At 63.3% G+C, this 17,682-nt stretch carries 13 protein-coding genes; 7 read left to right on the top strand and 6 right to left on the bottom strand.

From position 1 onward, the window contains the following. Positions 1–320 precede the first annotated feature (320 nt). Both MPARV_RS0112945 and MPARV_RS0112940 read left to right on the top strand, forming a co-directional pair. Positions 321–1,499, top strand: a complete 1,179-nt coding sequence (locus MPARV_RS0112945) for a hypothetical protein (RefSeq protein ID WP_157789617.1) — start codon at positions 321–323, stop codon at positions 1,497–1,499. Then, on the top strand, positions 1,496–2,728 hold the full coding sequence (locus MPARV_RS0112940; protein ID WP_020378559.1) for a hypothetical protein: 1,233 nt from the start codon (positions 1,496–1,498) through the stop codon (positions 2,726–2,728). Before MPARV_RS0112945 ends, MPARV_RS0112940 begins: the two co-directional genes overlap by 4 nt. 27 nt (positions 2,729–2,755) lie before the next feature. Here MPARV_RS0112940 and MPARV_RS0112935 read toward each other — a convergent pair whose 3' ends face one another. Then, a complete protein-coding gene (locus MPARV_RS0112935; RefSeq protein ID WP_157789616.1) occupies positions 2,756–3,820 on the bottom strand; it encodes a glycosyltransferase in 1,065 nt (354 codons plus the stop codon). 231 nt (positions 3,821–4,051) lie between these two features. On the opposite strand from MPARV_RS0112935, the gene MPARV_RS22820 reads away from it, so the two are divergent. Genes MPARV_RS22820 through MPARV_RS0112915 form a run of 3 tightly spaced genes read left to right on the top strand, consistent with a single transcriptional unit; the run spans position 4,052 to position 7,165 of the window. Further along, positions 4,052–5,206, top strand: coding sequence for a glycosyltransferase family 4 protein (locus MPARV_RS22820; RefSeq protein WP_157789615.1), 1,155 nt, complete (start codon positions 4,052–4,054; stop codon positions 5,204–5,206). Further along, positions 5,206–6,117 (top strand): polysaccharide deacetylase family protein, encoded by a 912-nt coding sequence (locus tag MPARV_RS0112920; protein WP_020378556.1) that lies wholly within the window; start codon positions 5,206–5,208, stop codon positions 6,115–6,117. The genes MPARV_RS22820 and MPARV_RS0112920 overlap by 1 nt, the downstream gene beginning before the upstream one ends. A 34-nt stretch (positions 6,118–6,151) precedes the next feature. Then, positions 6,152–7,165: a GNAT family N-acetyltransferase gene (locus MPARV_RS0112915; RefSeq protein ID WP_020378555.1), complete on the top strand. Its 1,014-nt coding sequence runs from the start codon at positions 6,152–6,154 to the stop codon at positions 7,163–7,165. Positions 7,166–7,173: 8 nt separating this feature from the next. Here the strand turns inward: MPARV_RS0112915 and MPARV_RS0112910 are convergent, their stop codons facing one another. Then, entirely contained in the window at positions 7,174–8,241 is a 1,068-nt protein-coding gene (locus MPARV_RS0112910; protein ID WP_020378554.1) for a glycosyltransferase, read from the bottom strand. A 162-nt stretch (positions 8,242–8,403) separates the two neighbouring features. On the opposite strand from MPARV_RS0112910, the gene asnB reads away from it, so the two are divergent. Next, on the top strand, positions 8,404–10,338 hold the full coding sequence (asnB, locus tag MPARV_RS0112905) for an asparagine synthase (glutamine-hydrolyzing) (protein ID WP_020378553.1): 1,935 nt from the start codon (positions 8,404–8,406) through the stop codon (positions 10,336–10,338). 19 nt (positions 10,339–10,357) lie between these two features. Here asnB and MPARV_RS0112900 read toward each other — a convergent pair whose 3' ends face one another. Beyond that, positions 10,358–11,191: a class I SAM-dependent methyltransferase gene (locus MPARV_RS0112900; protein ID WP_020378552.1), complete on the bottom strand. Its 834-nt coding sequence runs from the start codon at positions 11,189–11,191 to the stop codon at positions 10,358–10,360. 244 nt (positions 11,192–11,435) lie between these two features. Here MPARV_RS0112900 and MPARV_RS0112895 point away from each other — a divergent pair, with 244 nt between their 5' ends. Further along, positions 11,436–12,578, top strand: coding sequence for a glycosyltransferase (locus MPARV_RS0112895; RefSeq protein ID WP_031278550.1), 1,143 nt, complete (start codon positions 11,436–11,438; stop codon positions 12,576–12,578). Between the two features lie 9 nt (positions 12,579–12,587). On the opposite strand, the gene MPARV_RS0112890 is transcribed toward MPARV_RS0112895, so the two are convergent. The 3 genes from MPARV_RS0112890 to MPARV_RS0112880 all read right to left on the bottom strand — a co-directional run bounded on the left by MPARV_RS0112890 (position 12,588) and on the right by MPARV_RS0112880 (position 17,483). Next, a complete protein-coding gene (locus MPARV_RS0112890; RefSeq protein WP_031278548.1) occupies positions 12,588–13,253 on the bottom strand; it encodes an FkbM family methyltransferase in 666 nt (221 codons plus the stop codon). 426 nt (positions 13,254–13,679) lie between these two features. Then, positions 13,680–15,278: an FkbM family methyltransferase gene (locus tag MPARV_RS0112885; protein WP_238538869.1), complete on the bottom strand. Its 1,599-nt coding sequence runs from the start codon at positions 15,276–15,278 to the stop codon at positions 13,680–13,682. A 489-nt stretch (positions 15,279–15,767) separates the two neighbouring features. Continuing rightward, the gene (locus MPARV_RS0112880) at positions 15,768–17,483 is read right to left on the bottom strand and encodes an ABC transporter ATP-binding protein (protein WP_157789612.1); all 1,716 of its coding nucleotides are present in this window, start codon (positions 17,481–17,483) and stop codon (positions 15,768–15,770) included. Positions 17,484–17,682: the final 199 nt, after the last annotated feature.

The following is a 17,682-nucleotide window of genomic DNA, read 5'->3' as shown; positions in this document are numbered from 1 at the left end:
ACCCATACAGCGCCTGCCGTCCCGGCGCCGATTGCCGCCTTGCGGATAGCACTCCGGCGATCTACCTGCGTCGAACTATGACTTTCGCCAGTATCTGCGGGTCTAGCCGCCTCATCATTGCTACCCACTGGTCTCCTTCAGCTTGCGTGCGGGGTGCTTCCAGTATGGTACCGGGTGAACATGAACACGCACCAGACGTCAACCCGGAACCAGCTATGACGACGCTCAGGGGAACAGACCCTTCGGTGACATTCGTCGGTTGGTTCGATGACACCCAGCTGACCGTAGGAGCCACGGTACCCAAGTCGTTCACCGCTGCGATGAGCGAGCACAAGCGTATCGCTGAGCGAACGCTCGGTGCGCTTTCCGACGTCCTGTGTCTGGTGTCGACCGGTGCCGGGCCGTCGACCGTCGAGGGTTGTGACGGGGGCGACCTGGCGCAGATGTTGGACGTTGACGTCCAGCGGGCGATGGGCCGGGCAGTGTCGCTGCGGGCTCCCGAGTTGACGCTCTTCTCGGGCAACGAGAGTGGCATCTCCGGCAACCCGATCGTTGAGCGCCACCACATTGAGAACGCGCCTGGACCACATCCGGTGCTTGTGCCCGAGACCCGGGCCGACTCTGCCACCGCCGGTGGGCTCTTGCGCCGGCTGGATGCGTGGTCCTCGATTGCGGACGACCTGTGCGTTGCTGCGTCCGCCCTCCTTGGTTGCGCAGTCACAGTCGTCGGGCTGGTCGGCGTCTCCACGGATCTCCGGCCAGATGAGGTGTCCGTTCCTCGGTTGCTGGTGCCTTTGGGGGGAACGGCCGAAGTGTTCGAAGCGCAGGCATCCAAGCACGGCCACTTCCCCCTGAGCATCGAGGCCGGTACAGCAGTCGTTGTCGACGGCCACGTCCAGATTCAGGGGTCATCGGAGTTCGTCGGGGTCGTCCTTACCCCTCTTCCGCTATCTGAACATGACGCAAAACGGTATGCGGCGCTGAAGGGCGCCCATTCGCCCATGCTGCGCTCCGATGTTCCCTTCGACGTCCACGAACCCGTGTCGCACTACGGGCAGGCGGCCTTGTCGAACACGGTGGAATTCCTGGCAGCGGAACTGGACCGGCTCGACCCTGAGGAAATTCTGTTCGAAGCAGACCTTCAACGTCGGCTGATGTGCTCGGTCGGTGGCTCGGGCCGCTGGGCTACCGTGGCGTTGACGTCGACTGCCGACCAGCTCGACCGACTCGAGTTTGTCGGGACCATTCCCCTGGGAGCTGCGGTGCTTGGTCGTGGCGAGGAGCGGGCACATGTGGCCGGGGACGGCAAGATCCTCAGTGTGCGCAACACCATGATCGAGGCTGTTGCCCTGTTGCTCTCTGGGCGCCGGTTCACGCTGGCGGAGCTTGAAGCACTTGACGACGGTGACGGACGGGATGCCATCACCGCATTCTTGTCGGCTGGCTGGGCCGACGTGGCCCGCCCGGCTCCGCGCCCCAGCGACAACATGTTGCCATGAGCGACGCCTATGGCGACTCGGGTCTGCTCGTAGCTGCACCCGGCTTGGCTGTGGCAACCGTCGATACCCACGCACTCGCGTGGGGGCGCGGCGCGCCCGTGTTGCTGGTGTCCAGCATGACTGCTGCCCTGGTCCCGTACCTGACGGGCACCGTAGCGCTCGCCGAGGTGGCCCGAGACGTGATTGATGAGGCTGGTGAGGGTACCTGGACGCGGTGTCTGAGTGAGCTTGGCCTCATGTTGTCCCGCGGGCTCCTCAGCGGCCACGACCCGGGGGTCGAGACAAACCGCGGGACGGATCTCTCGGCGAACCAGTTCGATACCCGGGTGGGAATAGCCGGGCCTGGCCAATTCACGTTGTCCATTCTGTCGGACCCCGACGCCGAACCCGAGCCCGGCCCTTCGGAGGTCGAACGACGGACCCTGACCACTGAATTCGCTGATTCTGAACGATCACTGGGAGAGTTGGTGGACGCCGACTCGTGTGTGGGCAAGCGGATCGACTCGGCAAGACGCGGTGAGTCGGTCTACATCGATCTCGGGTCGCGAAGCGTCGGTGTTCAAACCAACTCCGCCCGGTTGGCCGCCATGTTGCGGGCATGCGCGCCCATTGGCCGTCCCGAGGGTCCCGTCGAAGTGTTCTCCGTGTGCACCACACGGAACGACGGCTCCGAAGGCAAGACCCGACTCTTTGACGGCGCAGGCGAGCTGTTTGCTCTGGCCGACGATTTCATCGGAGCCGCCGCCAGTATCGACGCCATGCTCACTGCGCTCACTCCGGCGAGAGCCCGTGGTGTGCCCCTCATCGCCAGTGGGTTCGGTTTCGAGAACCGGGTGGTGCTCATTGATCGGGAGGTGGCGGCGAACCCTGCGCTCCTCAGGTCCGCTCGTCGTGCGGGTATCACGCCCTATCCTGCGCGTCGTTACGTGTTGACCGGTGGGCACATAGTTCTACCCGATGTGGGACTTCTCGATCTTACGGTTGTCGAGGCGCCGTTGGAGATTGCAGGTCTCGTGTCGTGGTCACCGGAGCCCGGCTCGTTGGCCAGTTCCACTGCCGCAGGGCTGCTGGGTCACCTTCGCTCCGATGATGACGGTTCTCGTCGTGCTGCGATGGAGTCGGTACTCGGCGTTGTGGGGAGCCATCGTCTGGTCTCTCCTGCTGCCGGCCTTGCGGCAATCGTGGACGACATGTTGGAGTTGCTCGGCCCGCAGTCTGGCGTTGGGTAACCGGATCGCCTCGGCGCCAGGCAGAACCTACGCCAGCCAGTCCGCAAGGAACGGGCGCCAAAGCTCATCGTACAACTCTGAATGGTCGAACCGAAGAGCGAAGTCGACAGCCAACTGTGACGGTGGGGCTGGGCGTTTGTAGGCCTCCAAGAGGGCCGCGCCGATCTCGTTGACGTCCGGGGTGAACTGCCAAGACCCGACGGGTGGAATCCACCGTCGCTGCCCGCCGACGATCCAGCCGTCTCCGACGAGCTCAGGCTGTGCCGAAAAGTCGGAAACGATCACCGGAACACCGCAGGCCTGCGCCTCGATCACGGGAACCCCGAACCCTTCTCCAGCGGACGGAGCCAGAAGCACGTCAAACGATCGGTAGAGCGCGACAAGCTGCTCACTGTCGAATCCCAAACGGTAACGCGCTGGGTTGGTCATTGCGATCGCCCCGCTTGGAATGCCTGCGCTCTCAGCGAGTCGGACAAGATTCATCCCGTCACCCGGGTGTCCATCAAGGCTCGAATGGACGTAGAGGAGGGCGTCGGAGTGGACGCTTCGCAATTCAGCGAAGGCACAGAACGCTTCGGGGAAGCTCTTGCGGCTGGTGATCCATTCGTTGTTGGCCGCCACCATGCCAACCACGAAGGAATCGGCGGGGAGCCCAAGGCGTTCTCGGGCTTGGACCTTTGTTGCAGCGTCAGCTGGCGTGAAGACGGTCGCATCCACGCCGTGGGGCATGTAGCGGCTCTCGACGTCTCGACGAGCGAGGGCGTCCTGGGCCCATTTCGACAAGGCGAGAACGTGGTCAACGCCGCATGCCAGTGCGTCGATGACCTGGTCCGGTACTGGGTCGAAGTTGAATGGCAGCCACCATGCCACCTCAATGTCGGACATGTCGTGGCGCCCCAACCTGAGGGCGTCGGTTAGCGCAATCACGCGTGGAGGGCCGTCGGAACCCTCAAACGCCGCCGTGGCATTCAAGACGAGCGACCTGGCCGACAGGTCGTCCGAGGGCCAGACCCTAAAGGGTCCGTGCTTGAAAACGCCTTGATCCATCGAGCCCGACAGGTCGACTCGATACCCCGACTCCAGCATAGACATTGTGACCAAGGATGCTTGGCCGGAGTAGCCTCCGACACTCCAGGGGGGTGGCGAGTGCCAGAGAACGTCGGGAGGCCCCATCGGTGGAGCGGCCGGGGGATTGGGTCGGGCTTCGGACACTGGTCAAGTGTAGGGCTTTAAATCACCGTAGAAGGTCGGTGTCGATGGCCATGTGGATCTCGGAGAACAGGTACCGTTGAAGTCCATGTTATTTGCCGTCCAGGTCAACCGTTGAGTCGTCGCTCGGGCCCCAACAGGGTGGTGTTGTTGACCTCGTCGCTGGCGCCGTCCGCTGGGTTGGCCCGTTGGTCGCGTGAGTTGGTGCGCGGTCTGGAGATGGTGACCACGTCCGACGAACTCACCATCGACGTGCTGGTGAGATACCGGCTGGACGTCGGTTTGGCGACGGTCGAACAGTTCGGTTTGCGGTGCACGCTCCACGATCTTCCGGACGTGGGAACGTCGATCACCGACCGGCTTCGGTCGGTTCGCCGGGTTGGTCGGCTCATCGCATCGCTTGACGCCGACGTGGTGCACGCACCGATGGGCTGGTTGTGGCTGCTGGGCGATCGCCGTTTTGCTCGACCAAAGGTCGTTGCCACCGCCCACGTGGAACCGTCGCCCGACGCGTTCCACGTTCAGGACCGTCTTCTGGCCCGTATCCTCACCATGCGTAACCGGATTCGGCTGGTCACCAACGTCCCCTCGCTTCGGCTGGCCCTCGACCGGGCAGTTGGCGTGCCAGCGGGCACGTCGCTCTGCATGCCGGTTGCTACAGATCGGACCGGCGTCTCGTTCGCTGACCTCGGGGCGCCGGACCTGCGCGCAGCCTTGGACGTCCAGGCGGACGAGTCCATCGTGATGACGCTGAGTCGTTTGGTGTCGGTGAAACGCCTGGACCTGGTGCTTGAAGTGATCGAGAAGGTGAAGGCTGCGAATCGACCCGTGCGGTTCGTCATTTGCGGAGACGGCCCGGAGTTCGGTGCCCTACTCGCTGATGCTCAACGTCGTGACTTGGAGGGCTGGATTCACTTCCTGGGTCATGTGGGGGATCCAGCGCCGCTGCTTACTGAGGCGGACATAGTGCTCAACACTTCCGACAGCGAAGGAGGCATGCCTCTCGCCCTGATCGAGGCGTTGTTGGCCGGGACGCCCGTCGTTGCGACAGAGGCCGGCGGTGTTGTTGATCTGCTGGAGGACCCCCGCGACGGGCGGTTGGTGCCCAGAGGCAATGTGGAGGCGCTCTTTCATGCGCTGTGCGTCGCGCTTGATGAACCAGTGGAACGAGAGGAACGAGCGGCCAGAGCCCGAGGCCGGTTCGACCTTGAGCGGATGGGGCGGGCGCACCTGGCGTTGGTCAGAGAACTCGTCGGAGACGTGACCTGATGACAACGTTCCAGAGCATCCTCGGAACTCAGCCGATTACTCGTTTCACCGTGAGGTTGACCCGACGGAAGCTGCGAGTGCTCGCCTATCACGGTGTATCCGATCAGGATCATTTCGGGCGTCAGCTGGCCTACCTCACGGAGAGATATGCGCTCGTCAGTGGTGCTGAGGTCGTCACGGCGGTGCGAGGGGGAGCGGAACTCCCAGACCGGGCATTGTGGATCACCTTCGATGACGGACAACGAAGTGTGGTCGAGCACGGCCTCCCAGTGCTGGAGCGGCTCGGAGCGGTGGCGACGATGTTTGTATGCCCGGGGCTCATCGCCGAGTCGCAGCCGTTCTGGTGGTCGGTGGTTGCAGCGGCAGTAGGAAGAAGGTCAGTGAGCTTTCAAGGACGAGCGTGGGTAGATGAGTCACTCGTCCGGCACCTCAAGACGGTCCCTGACGCCGCCCGGCGGGAGTTCGTCGCAACGCTGCCAACGCCGGCACCGGATCCGCTCGACCAGCCCCTCGATGAACCCGGTCTCCGCCGTTGGATCGACGCCGGTATGGAGCTGGGCAATCACACCTGGGACCACCCGATGCTCGACCAGTGCAGCCCCGAATCGCAGCGTACCCAGATCGAGCGTGCCCACCGCTACCTGGAACAGACCCTGGGTGCAGCGCCGACGATGTTCGCTTACCCCAACGGCAACATCGCATCGGCCACCCGCCAGGTACTGAAGGAGCTTGGCTACGAGCTCGCCGTCGAGTTCGACCATCGGTTGGCGGACATCAAGGGCGACCCGTTCAGCATCTCCCGGCTCCGGCTCGACAGCGACGCATCAATCGAGCGCACGGCCGCCATCGCCAGCGGCGCTCACTCGGCCGTCTTTGCTCTCAAGAACCGGTTGATGAGGCGATCGGCCTGAGTCGCCGAACAACCTTCTCCGGTATCCTCGGGCCGTGAACACCCCTAAGGACGCGCCCATCGACCTGCGACTTCGCCGTGCTACAGCCGACGACCGCCCGGCGATCATCGAGCTCTGTCGGCAGTCGCTCGGTTGGAAGGCCGGCGACCCCAACGAAGCGTTCTTCGAGTGGAAGCATGACCACAATCCGTTTGGGCCGTCGCCCACCTGGGTTGCCGAGGATGACAACGGCACGCTGGTTGGGCTGCGCACCTTCCTGCGTTGGCGTTTCCGTCGGCCTGACGGCACCACGATCAACGCCGTGCGTGCCGTCGACACCGCCACTCACCCCGACTGGCAGGGCCGTGGCATCTTCAGCCGGCTGACGCTGGGGGCACTCGACGACCTCCGAGACGACGGCGTGGACTGTGTGTTCAACACGCCCAACGACAAGAGCCGCCCCGGCTACCTCAAGATGGGCTGGCACGAGGTCGGCAAGGTCCCGGTGTCGGTCCGCCTGACCGGGTTGCGGTCGATCCCGAAGCTGGCCGGTGCGCGCACCGCCGCTGCGATGTGGTCGGACGAGTCCTCGGTGGGCCTTCCGGCCGACGAAGTGCTCGCAGATCGCGACGGGGTCGAAGCCCTGCTCACCCGGATTGGTAACGGGTCTCGCATCAGCACCGACCGAACCCCCGAGTTTCTGCACTGGCGCTACCGCTTTGCCGCGCTCCGTTATCGGGCTGTCAGCCTTGGGCGAGGTGTCGAGGACGGCCTGGTGGTGTTCCGGGTTCGACGGCGGGGGACGGCGACCGAAGCCACCATCTGCGAGGTGCTCGTCCCCAAGGGAACGTCCACGAGAACAGCGTGGAAGGCGCTCAAAGGCTCGGGGGTCGACTACCTACTCAAGGGCTCGGCCACTCAAGGGCGGTTGCATCTCGCCGATGCCCGCCAGGGGTTTGTGCCGGTCCCGGCGTTGGGCCCGATCCTCACCTGGCGTCCGGTCGCTCACCCGATGGTGCCGACGTTGGATCAGCTCGCCCTGGGTCTCGGCGACATCGAACTCTTTTAAGGCGGCCGTTACCCGCCGACCTGCAACACCACCTGCTCCCACCGATCGGCCACTGCCTCGATGGCGTGGTGCTCGAGCGCGGCGTCCCGATCGGGCCGGTACCCGCCCGGATCGGCGGCCACGCCTCGAACGGCCGCAACAAAGCCGTCGAAGTCGTCGACTGGAACACAGACGCCGGCACTCATCGTCGTGAGCGCATCACGCACACCGCCAACATCGGTTGCAACGGTCGGAACGCCGACGAGTGCGGCCTCGACCAGCACCCCGGGGATGCCCTCGGTGGCGCTGGGCAGCAGCAGCACGTCGATCGCAGCCAGAAAACGCTGCGGATCCGAAACCGGCCCCAGCAGTCGACACGCCGGCGTGCTCTCTCGTGTGCCGAGCGATCGGGCCCGTTGGTCCAGCTCGGCCCGGAGCGGACCATCCCCGGCCATCAGCAGCGTGGCGTCCTCGAGCGCCTCAACCGTGGCCAGCGCCCACCCCGGACGCTTCTCCTCGGACAGGTTGCCGAGGTAGCCGAGCACGATCTGGGTTGGCGGCAGGCTGAGCTCGGCACGCACCGATCGGCGCTGCGCCGAAGTGGCGGCGGCAAAGCGGTCGACATCGACGGCGTTGGGCGCAACGACCAGCCGCTCGTCTGGCAGTCGGTAGTGCTCCCGCATGTAGTCGGCGGCGTCAGGGTAGAGCGCCACCACCTGCGCGGCGGACCGCAGCGGCGCGCCGATTCGCAGCGCGGCCCCGCGGGACCGTCCCCAAAATGAGGGGTCGCCGATGTTTCGGTACACGAACGGGCGTCGTGCCAGCTTGGCAGCGATGGCCACCGGCAACAGCGTCGAGCCGCCGTGAGCGATCAGCACATCGCACGCCCGTGCCCTGCGGGCCAACTCGAGCACTGCCCGGGGCCCTCGCCCAGGCACCGCTAGCTCTTCGAATGCCAGGCCATGCTCGCCGTTTCGGTGTTCCAACGAGATCGTCGTCACCTCATGGCCGCGTCGACCCAGCTCGGAGCCAAGCTGGGCGGCGAACACCTCGGCGCCCCGTCGAAGGCTGCTGGTGGCGACCTGCAAGATGCGCATCAGGCCAGCCGTTGGGCGCCAGCGGCAGCGATGGAGGGGATAGTTGGCACGATTGCAAAGTCTGTCAGAATCACGGCGGTAGCAACACCGGCTGAGAGGTACGGATTCGTTCATGAGCGCAGGTCAGAGGCCGGGTAGGCGCACCATGCAGAGGTCCGCCTGATGTGCGGGATCGTCGGCGTCCTCGATCCCCGTCGGCGCCGCCCGTCGGAAGATACCGAGCGGCTGCTCGAGTCGATGGCCGAGCCGATGCGTTCTCGCGGTCCTGACGGCTCCGGTTCGTGGGTCGACGAGCAGGCCGGCATTGGCTTCGGCCATCGACGGCTGTCGATCCTCGATCTCAGCGAGCACGGGGCGCAGCCGATGGTCTCCGCCGACGGCAGGTGGACGATCACCTACAACGGCGAGATCTACAACCACCGGGAACTTGCTGCCTACCTGAAGTCGGCCGGGGTGAAGCTCAAGGGGCACTCCGACACCGAGGTGCTCATCGAGGCGATCGCGCGGTGGGGGCTGGACTCAACGCTGGACCGAATCGACGGGATGTACGCGTTTGGGCTGTGGGACCGTGAGGAGCGCACGCTCACCCTGGTACGGGACCGGATGGGGGAGAAGCCCATCTACTACGGCACCATCGGCAACGGAGAGGTGCTGTTCGGCTCCACCCTGGACGTGCTGGCGGCCCATCCAGGCTTCGACCGGCCGGTCGATCGCAACGCCCTGGCGCTGTACTTCCGGCACAAGTACGTGCCGGCGCCGTGGACGATCCGCGAGGGCATCTTCAAGCTGGAACCCGGCTGCACTGTTGAGATCGCACCCGACGGCGCGGTGGGGGAGCCCGAGCAGTACTGGTCCTACTACGACGTTGTCGAGCGTGGTGCAACCTTCGCCGGTACGGCCGAGGAGGCCGTCGACGAGCTGGACCGTCTGCTGCGTCGATCGGTAGAACGGCGCATGGTGGCCGACGTGCCAGTAGGTGCATTCCTGTCCGGAGGGATCGATAGCACCGCGGTCGTCGCCGTCGCCCAGCAGGTCGCTACAAGCCCGGTGAAAACCTTCACCATCGGCTCGACGGCTCGGGACTACGACGAGTCCTCGGACGCTCGCTCGGTAGCGGCGCAACTGGGGACCGACCACACCGAACTGATCGTCACCGACGCCGACGCTCTCCGAGTGGTCGAACAGCTCGGCACCATCCACGACGAGCCTTTTGCCGACTCGTCCCAGGTGCCGACCCGGCTGGTCGCCGAGCTGGCCCGCAAGGACGTCACGGTCGCGTTGTCCGGCGACGGGGGAGACGAGCTGTTCGTCGGCTACAACCGGTATGCGTGGGTGCCCGGCATCTGGAAGCAGCTTGAGCGAACTCCGATGGCGCTGCGGCGCCGCGGTGCCGCAGCACTGGCTGCCGTGCCGCCGAACAGATGGGACCAGGCCGCACAGCTCATTCCGGCCTCCCGGCGTCCCCGAATGTTCGGGATGAAGGTCGGCAAGGTCGCAGGCGTGGCCGATGCGTCCTCGGCCTACGAGGTGTACAACCGGTTGGTCAGCCACTGGCATCGGCCGACGGAGCTCGTGCCGGGAAGCACTGAACCTCCAACTCTGCACACCGACAGCGAACGCTGGCCCAACGTACCGGGCATCGTCGAGCACATGTCCGCCGTCGACGCCGTCACTTATCTGCCCGACGACATCCTCTGCAAAGTCGACCGGGCCACCATGTCGGTGTCGCTGGAGGGCCGGATCCCTTTCCTCGACCGAGACATCGTCGAGTTTGCAGCTTCGCTGCCAGCGGAGTTCAAAGTGCGGAACGGCACCGCCAAATGGCCGCTCCGGCAAGTGATCGATCGGTACGTTCCGACGGCGGACATGGATCGACCAAAGTCCGGCTTCGGGGTTCCGATCGAGGAGTGGCTGCGAGGCCCTCTCAAAGAGTGGTCGGAAGACCATCTCTTCGGAAGTGTCTCCTCCCAGCATCTCGCTGAAGCTCCAATCAGCCGGGCATGGAACGACCACCAATCGGGTAATCGCAACAACGCATATGAACTCTGGGACGTCATCATGTTCTCCGTGTGGGCAGAGCAGGGAAGGGCCGCCTGACAACTGGTGCTCGTGGCCGTCATCCAGAAGCGGAGGGCGCTGCGGGTGGCAGCTCGCTGAGCGGACCGCCCAAGCAGGCCACGCCAAGGTGCTTGCCGCCAAATTGGAATACGTGGCTCCCATGCGAGAGCTCGGCGGACCAGTCGCGAAAGTGGAAGTCGTCGTCGACGTCATCGAAGATGACCACGCAATCGTCGGTCAGGTGGCTCGATACAGCATCGAGCGCGAAGGCGCGACCAGAAGCCGTCTTGTCGGAGTCGTAGTGCAGAAGTTGGATCGGGCCGCACTCGTTGAGAATCTGCGGGAGGTTTGCTCTGTCGCCTTGCGTGAGCAGGGTCCAACGGTCCTTGAGGCCGGGGTCCACGAGGACCCCGATGTCAGCTTCCGGGTTGGCATGCCGGAAGTAAGGAAAGTCGCTGGACCATAGGTGACCCGAGCCGTTGCGATCCATCGCCGTGAGCACGGAGGACGACGTAAACCCGGCGGCGACTCCTGTTTCGAGCACGACTTCCGGCCTCAGATAGCGGGTCAGGAAGTAGAGAATGCGGTAGTCACCTCCGCCGCCCATGTCGACCCCCAGGCGATCCAGTTTCGAACGTGCAGCAGCGGTGAACTCGGCTGCGAACCCAACGGCCTCCGCCCACAGAACTGGATCCAGCGACCCAAAGAGATCATCGGCGCTCTCCTCTTGTGCCCGGCACCATCGTTTAACCGCCTCACGATCGGTGCGGTTGCCTGCCTCTTTCACACGATCGCTGACCTTGCGAACCATCTCGATGCCATATCGAGGTCGGAGCGCGTTGCGTGCGACATTTCGCACAGTGGTCAGTCGTGTCGGCATCTGATCGGTCACATGGTCGATACTACTTGAGCAAGGCACCACCCCCAGTGGAGCGTAAGAAGTACCTTGACTAATGCGACCCCGCCCACCACGACCGGCACGGAGGCTGCAGCTTGAAGTGGTACTCGCCACCGCCGCCGGTGGTGCAGTCGTTCCTCCAGCATGGTGCCCAGGCATTCTCAAGTATCGTGAGCGTTCGGGTTGCCCCCGGTGCGCACATTCGCTCGATGGGTCGACGGACGAGGAGTTGGATCGCGTGCTTGTCGTGATGGTGATGGAGTCCAGGTATCCCTTTGGCAAGGATTGGGCCGTCGCCGCACGGGCTGGAGGTGCTGACGTCGTCGAGGTCGAGGTGGTTCCGCACGCGGTTGGACCAAGGATCGCGGCCGGCGTTGCCGGATCTGATGACCACTTCCAAATCGAGCGGGTTCAAATCCGCCCCGATCGTGTGTTCCGGCCGCTGTCTGACTGGATCCTTGGTCGACGCATCGCCCGGGTCATCGAGGAAGTGCGCAAGCGTCGCCGAGTCGACATTATTCACACGCATTTCTACCGTGAGATGGGGCCAATTCTGCACATGAGAGGCCGCCCGGCGCATGTGCACACAGAGCACAGCGCTGCATTCGCAGCGCTTGACCTCGGCAGCGCCGCCCACTATCGCCTGTCGAAGGCAGGCCTCAAGGTCGCTATCAAGGGCGCAGCGGGGGCGCAGGGCGTCATCGCGGTGTGCCGGTACTTGGCGGATCAGATGATGAGGCACGGGGTCCCTGGCCCCATCCAGGTCATTCCCTGTCCGATCGATCCCGAGATGACCGGCCATCTCGTGCGTCCACCCTCTTCCCCACCAAGGCTCGTCACGGTAGGTCGGCTGTCCCCAGAGAAGCGCGTCGACCTCGTGCTCGGTGCACTGGCGTTGGCAAGGGGAATCGAACCCAAACTCGAACTGGACATCGTTGGTGGAGGGCCCCTTGAGCATGAGCTGCGGGCCCACGCCGACCGGCTGGGACTTGGGTCGGCTGTTCGGTTTCACGGCCCACTCAGCCGTGAACGAGTGGCTGAGGTCGCGGCACCAGCAGCCGCTTTCGTGACGGGGACGCTGTCAGAAATGTTCGGGACCGCGGTTGCGGAAGCGCTCTGCCTCGGGGTTCCTGCCGTTGCGCCAGCAGTGGGCGGTCTTGCAGAACTCATCGACTCAAGCAACGGCCGTCTTGTACCTGAGGCCGACGCGCCCAGTCTGGCGGAAGCGGTCCTTGAAGTCGTGGCCACCACGTACGATCGCGACGCAATTGCTCAGGCCGCTCGTGGCCACTGGTCGTTTGACCGCGTCGGCTCCGAACTCGCGGCGCTCTACTCCAGCGTGATTGACGTCACCGGTCAGGAGTTTCGAGGTGGCGCCTAACAGCTGGCGCTATGCCCTCTCGGCATACAGGTAGTCCCGAGCCCAATCGCGAGGATCGCTCTGATCACGCCGTTGCACATCGAAGCCAAGATCGAGCAGCATTGCCCAAACGTCCTCGCGCGTTCTAGTCCCCTCGTCCCCGCCACGATCGGCAAGGAAATCGTGGCAACTGACCGCTATCCGCCGGATCGAATGGTCCGTGCTACCAAGTCCACGAATCGCAGCGCGCTCGCCGCCCTCGATGTTGATGGTCAGCAGGTCCAAGTGATCGACATCGTGGTCGTCGAGGATCTGCGGGATGGACTTGCATTCGACCTCGACGCCACCGCCTCCGACGCCTTCGAACACACGGTTCAATTGGTGCCGGTCCATGTCCGATATCGACACCACCCCCTCGTGGTCAGCCACTGCGACGCAAATAGGGGTCACGTTCGACAGTTTGCTTGCCTCAACTCGCTTGGCCAGCCATTCGAACGTCCGGGGCTGGGCCTCGATCACGAGCACATGACCGGTGGGGCCGACGCTTCGCGAGAGCAGATTGACTTCCCAACCAGCTCCAGCGCCGATGTGCATCACCGTGTCGCCAGCCTTGGGCACGTAGCGATGGAAATACGCGTCCCGAGCGATCTCTTCCTTCTCACGGTATTCCGCTAGGTACGGGTACGGCTGAGCCACGACCGCGTCAGGGAAGTTCAGTTCCCAGTACCCTTGGCGGCGCCAACGAACAGAGACCCATTCTCGATGTTTCACCAGATGCCTCGCCGAATGAAACAGTCCGAGACCCGCCCGGCCTCCGGGCCGGTCAAGCAGGCGGTGGACTCGGGCGGCGCGTGTCGGACGTGTCGTTTGCAAGATCGGACTCCTAGGAGCTTTCGTTGCCTCGGATCAACCGTAGGACTTAACAGGAATGTGAGCAATATGCGTGGGTTTGGCCGGAACGAGTTGAGGGTGAAACGGGGGCGTGCTACCAGTATGATGGTGATGTTGCATCCAGAACCTCCGGCTTCGCGTGGGCGCGATGTCCGCTGGAGGCCGTGATGCGGGGACGGTCTTGAAAGCGATCAACAAGCCAGCGGGCAGACATCCGGCGGCCCAGTCGCCTCAGTCCGGCGTGGGAAGGTGGAACCCAGCCTTCCGAGCCGATGCGATAAACGTTTGTTCGTCAGCCTGGAGAACAAAGCAGAAGTTGTTGGCGTAACCGGGCGGTCGCTGACCGCCACCAACAATTCGGGTCTGGTCGGCTGCCGACTGGTGGATCTCGGCATCGAAGTGGGATGCGGGCACCAAGCTGTCGGACAGAACAGCCCATCCTTTGTAGCCATGTGTCCCCATCAGATCGATCAGGTCCGACACCGCTGATGGATTATTGCGGACCTCTGCCTCGATTAGCCAGGTTTGGACCCGCTGGCTCTCAAGCGTTGCCTCTGCGCCAGCCAAAACCTCCAACTCGTGTCCCTCAACATCGATCTTGACCATTGTACCTGCTTCTATACCGAGGTCGTCGAGGGTACCTAACGGCACCGTCAGCTCCCGACCTTTCGCCCCTCCATCAAGTGTGGCTCGGGTCCGTCGGTCCACTCCTTGCACCGCCGGAACGGTCAAGGTGGCCATTCCAGTCGTAGACGAGAGCGCGCGAACCACAACTTCAATCCGTCGACCAAAGGTGGCGCGGAGCCGCGCAGCAAGTTCAGGGAGTGGTTCCACAGCCACCACCGATCGGGCTCCAGATTTGAGCGCAATGGCGGTGTACAAGCCAGCATTGGCGCCAACATCGACGAAGGCTTGGTCCCCGCATCGTGCCATGACAAGCCGGAGTTCCGGCTCCGGTCCCTTGGACTTTGTCAGCGCGAAGCGCTGAGCTCGTGCGGATGACACGAACGTCAGCTGAGACGCTAAGTCCAATAGGGACTGGGCACGACAGCGTATCCATTTCGAAATCATGATTCCACGGAACCTAATCGGTCCGGGACCAACCAATCGTTCGATCATTCTCGTCGCCACCACGTCAGCGCGGTGTCGTTCTGCGGTGGCTAGGGCCTGACGCCGGGCCGCTAGATGTGACTCGGAGCCACGTTGTGCCGCCCACCGGTCCCACATCTCTGGCGTGACTAGGTCTGCCGGTGCTGTCAGCAGAACAGCGCCTGCGGAGACCGCTGCGATTTCGTTAAAGTAGGGAAGATCGGAGGCGATCGCCGGAAGACCCTCGCCAAGCGATGTGATGAGTGCGCCGCTGTTTGAGGTTCGCTCGTAGAAGAAGACGCTCCAGTCGGCAGACCAGAGCAGAGAAGCCAGGTCCTCGTCGGAGTGTCGCCAAAGCCGGAGCTCAACGGACCCTGAATTTGCAGCGGCATCAATGATGGCCGCCTCGTAGTTCAAGTCGACGGCTTGACCGGCCACGACAAGTCGTCGAAGGTGGAGGTCGGGGCTGTGCGCCGCAAACGAACGAATCGTCTCGACCACATTCTTGGCCCGTCGGAGGATTCCGAAAAGCAGGAAGGTGGCAACGTGATCGGATGTAGGCTGGCGGTCGTGAGAGTCGGGCTGCTCCCTGATGGCTGACTCCGTCGACACGGCGGGCAGCGGCGTCACTATCGCCTTACCACGCAACCGATGTAGCCAAGGGTACTTGAGGAAGAACGCCTTCTCGGCGGACGACGAGAGGAACTGCACCGTATTGGCCAGGGTGAAGGTAAGGGCCATTGCCACGGCAAAGATTCTGGAGTTGGGCCGATCGTGAGGTTCTACGTTGTGGACGGTCCACCACACGCGCCGTCCGCGACCACGGCCAAGCACCAGAAGTCCGATCAGCCTCATCAGCCAGGCAGCTCGCTGTGTAGCTTGCTGCCGACCGGCGAGGTGATCCAGCCAGTTGAGGTGAAACACCTCACACCGCGGCATCGTCCGGGCCGGAGTTAGGGCCCATGCCCGAAGAGTGCTGGTCCGAACCGACACCCCTTGCTCGGCCATCGAAATATAGAGTTCAGATAGGTGTGGCGCAGTGCGAGCCCACTCTGGCGTGAGAACCGTCAGCTGCATCGCTTGTCCTGACGGGTGTTTCCGACTCCGAAATAGGCGCCTCACTGCGTCTCCAGCCGTTTCAACGTCGTTTCCAAGCGGTTGCGCGTTTGTAGCTTTTCAGCAGGGGGCGCATCGTCAGATCTATTGGAAGCTTCGATTTCCTTGGGTTCCTTATGGATTTCGAACACCGTCGTTGACCATTGCGCGGAAGAAGTCGGATTTTTCAAGCACTTCTTCGGGTGAAGCATCGATCTCAATGCGACCTTCGTTGAGTGCAACGATTCGGTTGCAGGATCGCAAGGTGGAGAACCTATGAGCGACCACAATCACCAACCGCCCCGCGGGCAGCACTTCAAGGGTCTGGCGGATTGCAGCTTCTGAGAGTGCGTCGAGCGCACTTGTCGGTTCATCGAGGATTAGAACCTCTGGATCGCCTGCCAAAGCCCGTGCGATGGTAAGCCGTTGTCGTTGGCCGCCGGAGAGCGCCCGGCCATCAGTCCCGAGGCGAGTATTGATTCCGTCCGGAAGTTCGGAAATTTCTTTCTCGAGGTGGGCCTCTTTAATTGCCTGAACGATGCGGTCGTGGGGAAGGCCGCGGAAGAGATCGACGTTCTCCGCCACGGTGCCAGCGATCAGCACTGACTGCTGCGGCACGAATGCGACGCGCTTGGCGAATTCTCCTGGGTCGATGGATTGCCACTCGGTACTCCCCCCTAAGATCCGTCCGTTGGTTGGCTCACGCAAGCGCAACAGCAGTTCGACCAAAGTGGACTTCCCCGCTCCGGAGGGCCCGACCACGCCCACCAGTTGGCCTTCTTGTAACTCGATTTGGATATTGGTCAGAACATTGCTGTCATCTCCATAGTTGAAACAAAGCTGGTCCAACCGGATCGGGGTCATGGAAGCAGGCCGCTCGTTTCCGAACGCGTTTGGGTTGACCGACAACGTGTTGATCAGTTCGCTTACCGATTGGGCGTAAGCGGCGTTGTCGATAACTCGCTGATTGGCCGTCACGTACTGTTGAGCTGCGGACATTGACCTGATCAGAAGTAGAACAACCGCACCTACTGATGCCAATCGTGCACCGTCGACGCTCTCGACTATTAGCAACAGGCTGATCACAGCTGCAGCGAGCATGGCGGTCTGGAACAGCTGAGGTGTAGCCGTCGAAAGAATCCTGATCCGTCGAATGGAGTCCGTGAACGAGGTGATCTGTAGGTTCACTCGGCCAAGCGCCCGTTCGGCGACCTGAAAGAGTTCGATCTCCCGGTGAAGCAGCTCAATCTCCGAGACCTCTTGCCCGAGCAATCGGGTCGAATCGGCTAGCTCCCGAGCGTAGGCGCGGCTCCGCGCTCGAAGTGGCCGCATGAGGCCGAGCACTATCAGCCCGATTACAGCGATTCCAAGGGTCGCAATCGGATTGACGATCAGTGACGCCCCGCCGAACGCCAGTAGGCCGCACACACTCGCCGCCACCACGGTAAACCCGTTGGCGAGGCCGCCGGTGAGCTGTGCGTGGCCGGTCACGACAGCGTTCATGTCTCCGGGTGGCCGAGAACTTCGCGCTACATACGACCCCTCAAGGTATCTAGCCATTACTTTGTGCTGAGCGATTGCCGTGACTTCAGCAGTAAAACGAGCTGAGACAACGGCGCTACCCATGATCGTTACGATCCGTATTGCTACCATCACGAGCGCCAGCAGGACGGCATTTCTCCTTGCTAACGCCACACCAATGATTTGCACTGTGTCAGCGTTTCGGATCAGCCCGTCGGCGGTGAGGGTTAGCAATACCAGCACCGTTGACTCGGCAAGGCCGCCGACGAAGGACAAGCCGCCGACAGCAGCCACCTTGAACCCGCTGCGATCAGGCAAGAAGTTCTCCAAGTCCGACCAATTGTCACTGAGCCCCCCGCTGGACCGGCGAGAGTCCCGCGCCTTCGAGGGGTATCTGAGTGCCACAAGCAAACGGTACCCGAAGCGTCTCTTGCTGGACGAAGCGACCCAACCTGGTGCTGACGAGGAGTCGGGATCGCATCGGTCCGTGAAGGAGGCGATACCCGGCTATTCTCGGCCGGTGCTCTGG

This window comes from Candidatus Microthrix parvicella Bio17-1 (genome assembly GCF_000299415.1).
Lineage (GTDB): Bacteria > Actinomycetota > Acidimicrobiia > Acidimicrobiales > Microtrichaceae > Microthrix > Microthrix parvicella.
This window is presented reverse-complemented; position numbering and strand designations above follow the sequence as displayed.

Excerpts from the sequence above, each read along its gene's own strand:
- MPARV_RS0112945 (WP_157789617.1), top strand. The coding sequence starts at position 321 with ATGAGCGAGCACAAGCGTATCGCTGAGCGAACGCTCGGTGCGCTTTCC.
- MPARV_RS0112940 (WP_020378559.1), top strand. The coding sequence starts at position 1,496 with ATGAGCGACGCCTATGGCGACTCGGGTCTGCTCGTAGCTGCACCCGGC.
- MPARV_RS0112935 (WP_157789616.1), bottom strand. The coding sequence starts at position 3,820 with ATGTCTATGCTGGAGTCGGGGTATCGAGTCGACCTGTCGGGCTCGATG.
- MPARV_RS0112920 (WP_020378556.1), top strand. The coding sequence starts at position 5,206 with ATGACAACGTTCCAGAGCATCCTCGGAACTCAGCCGATTACTCGTTTC.
- MPARV_RS0112910 (WP_020378554.1), bottom strand. The coding sequence starts at position 8,241 with ATGCGCATCTTGCAGGTCGCCACCAGCAGCCTTCGACGGGGCGCCGAG.
- asnB (WP_020378553.1), top strand. The coding sequence starts at position 8,404 with ATGTGCGGGATCGTCGGCGTCCTCGATCCCCGTCGGCGCCGCCCGTCG.
- MPARV_RS0112885 (WP_238538869.1), bottom strand. The coding sequence starts at position 15,278 with ATGGCCCTTACCTTCACCCTGGCCAATACGGTGCAGTTCCTCTCGTCG.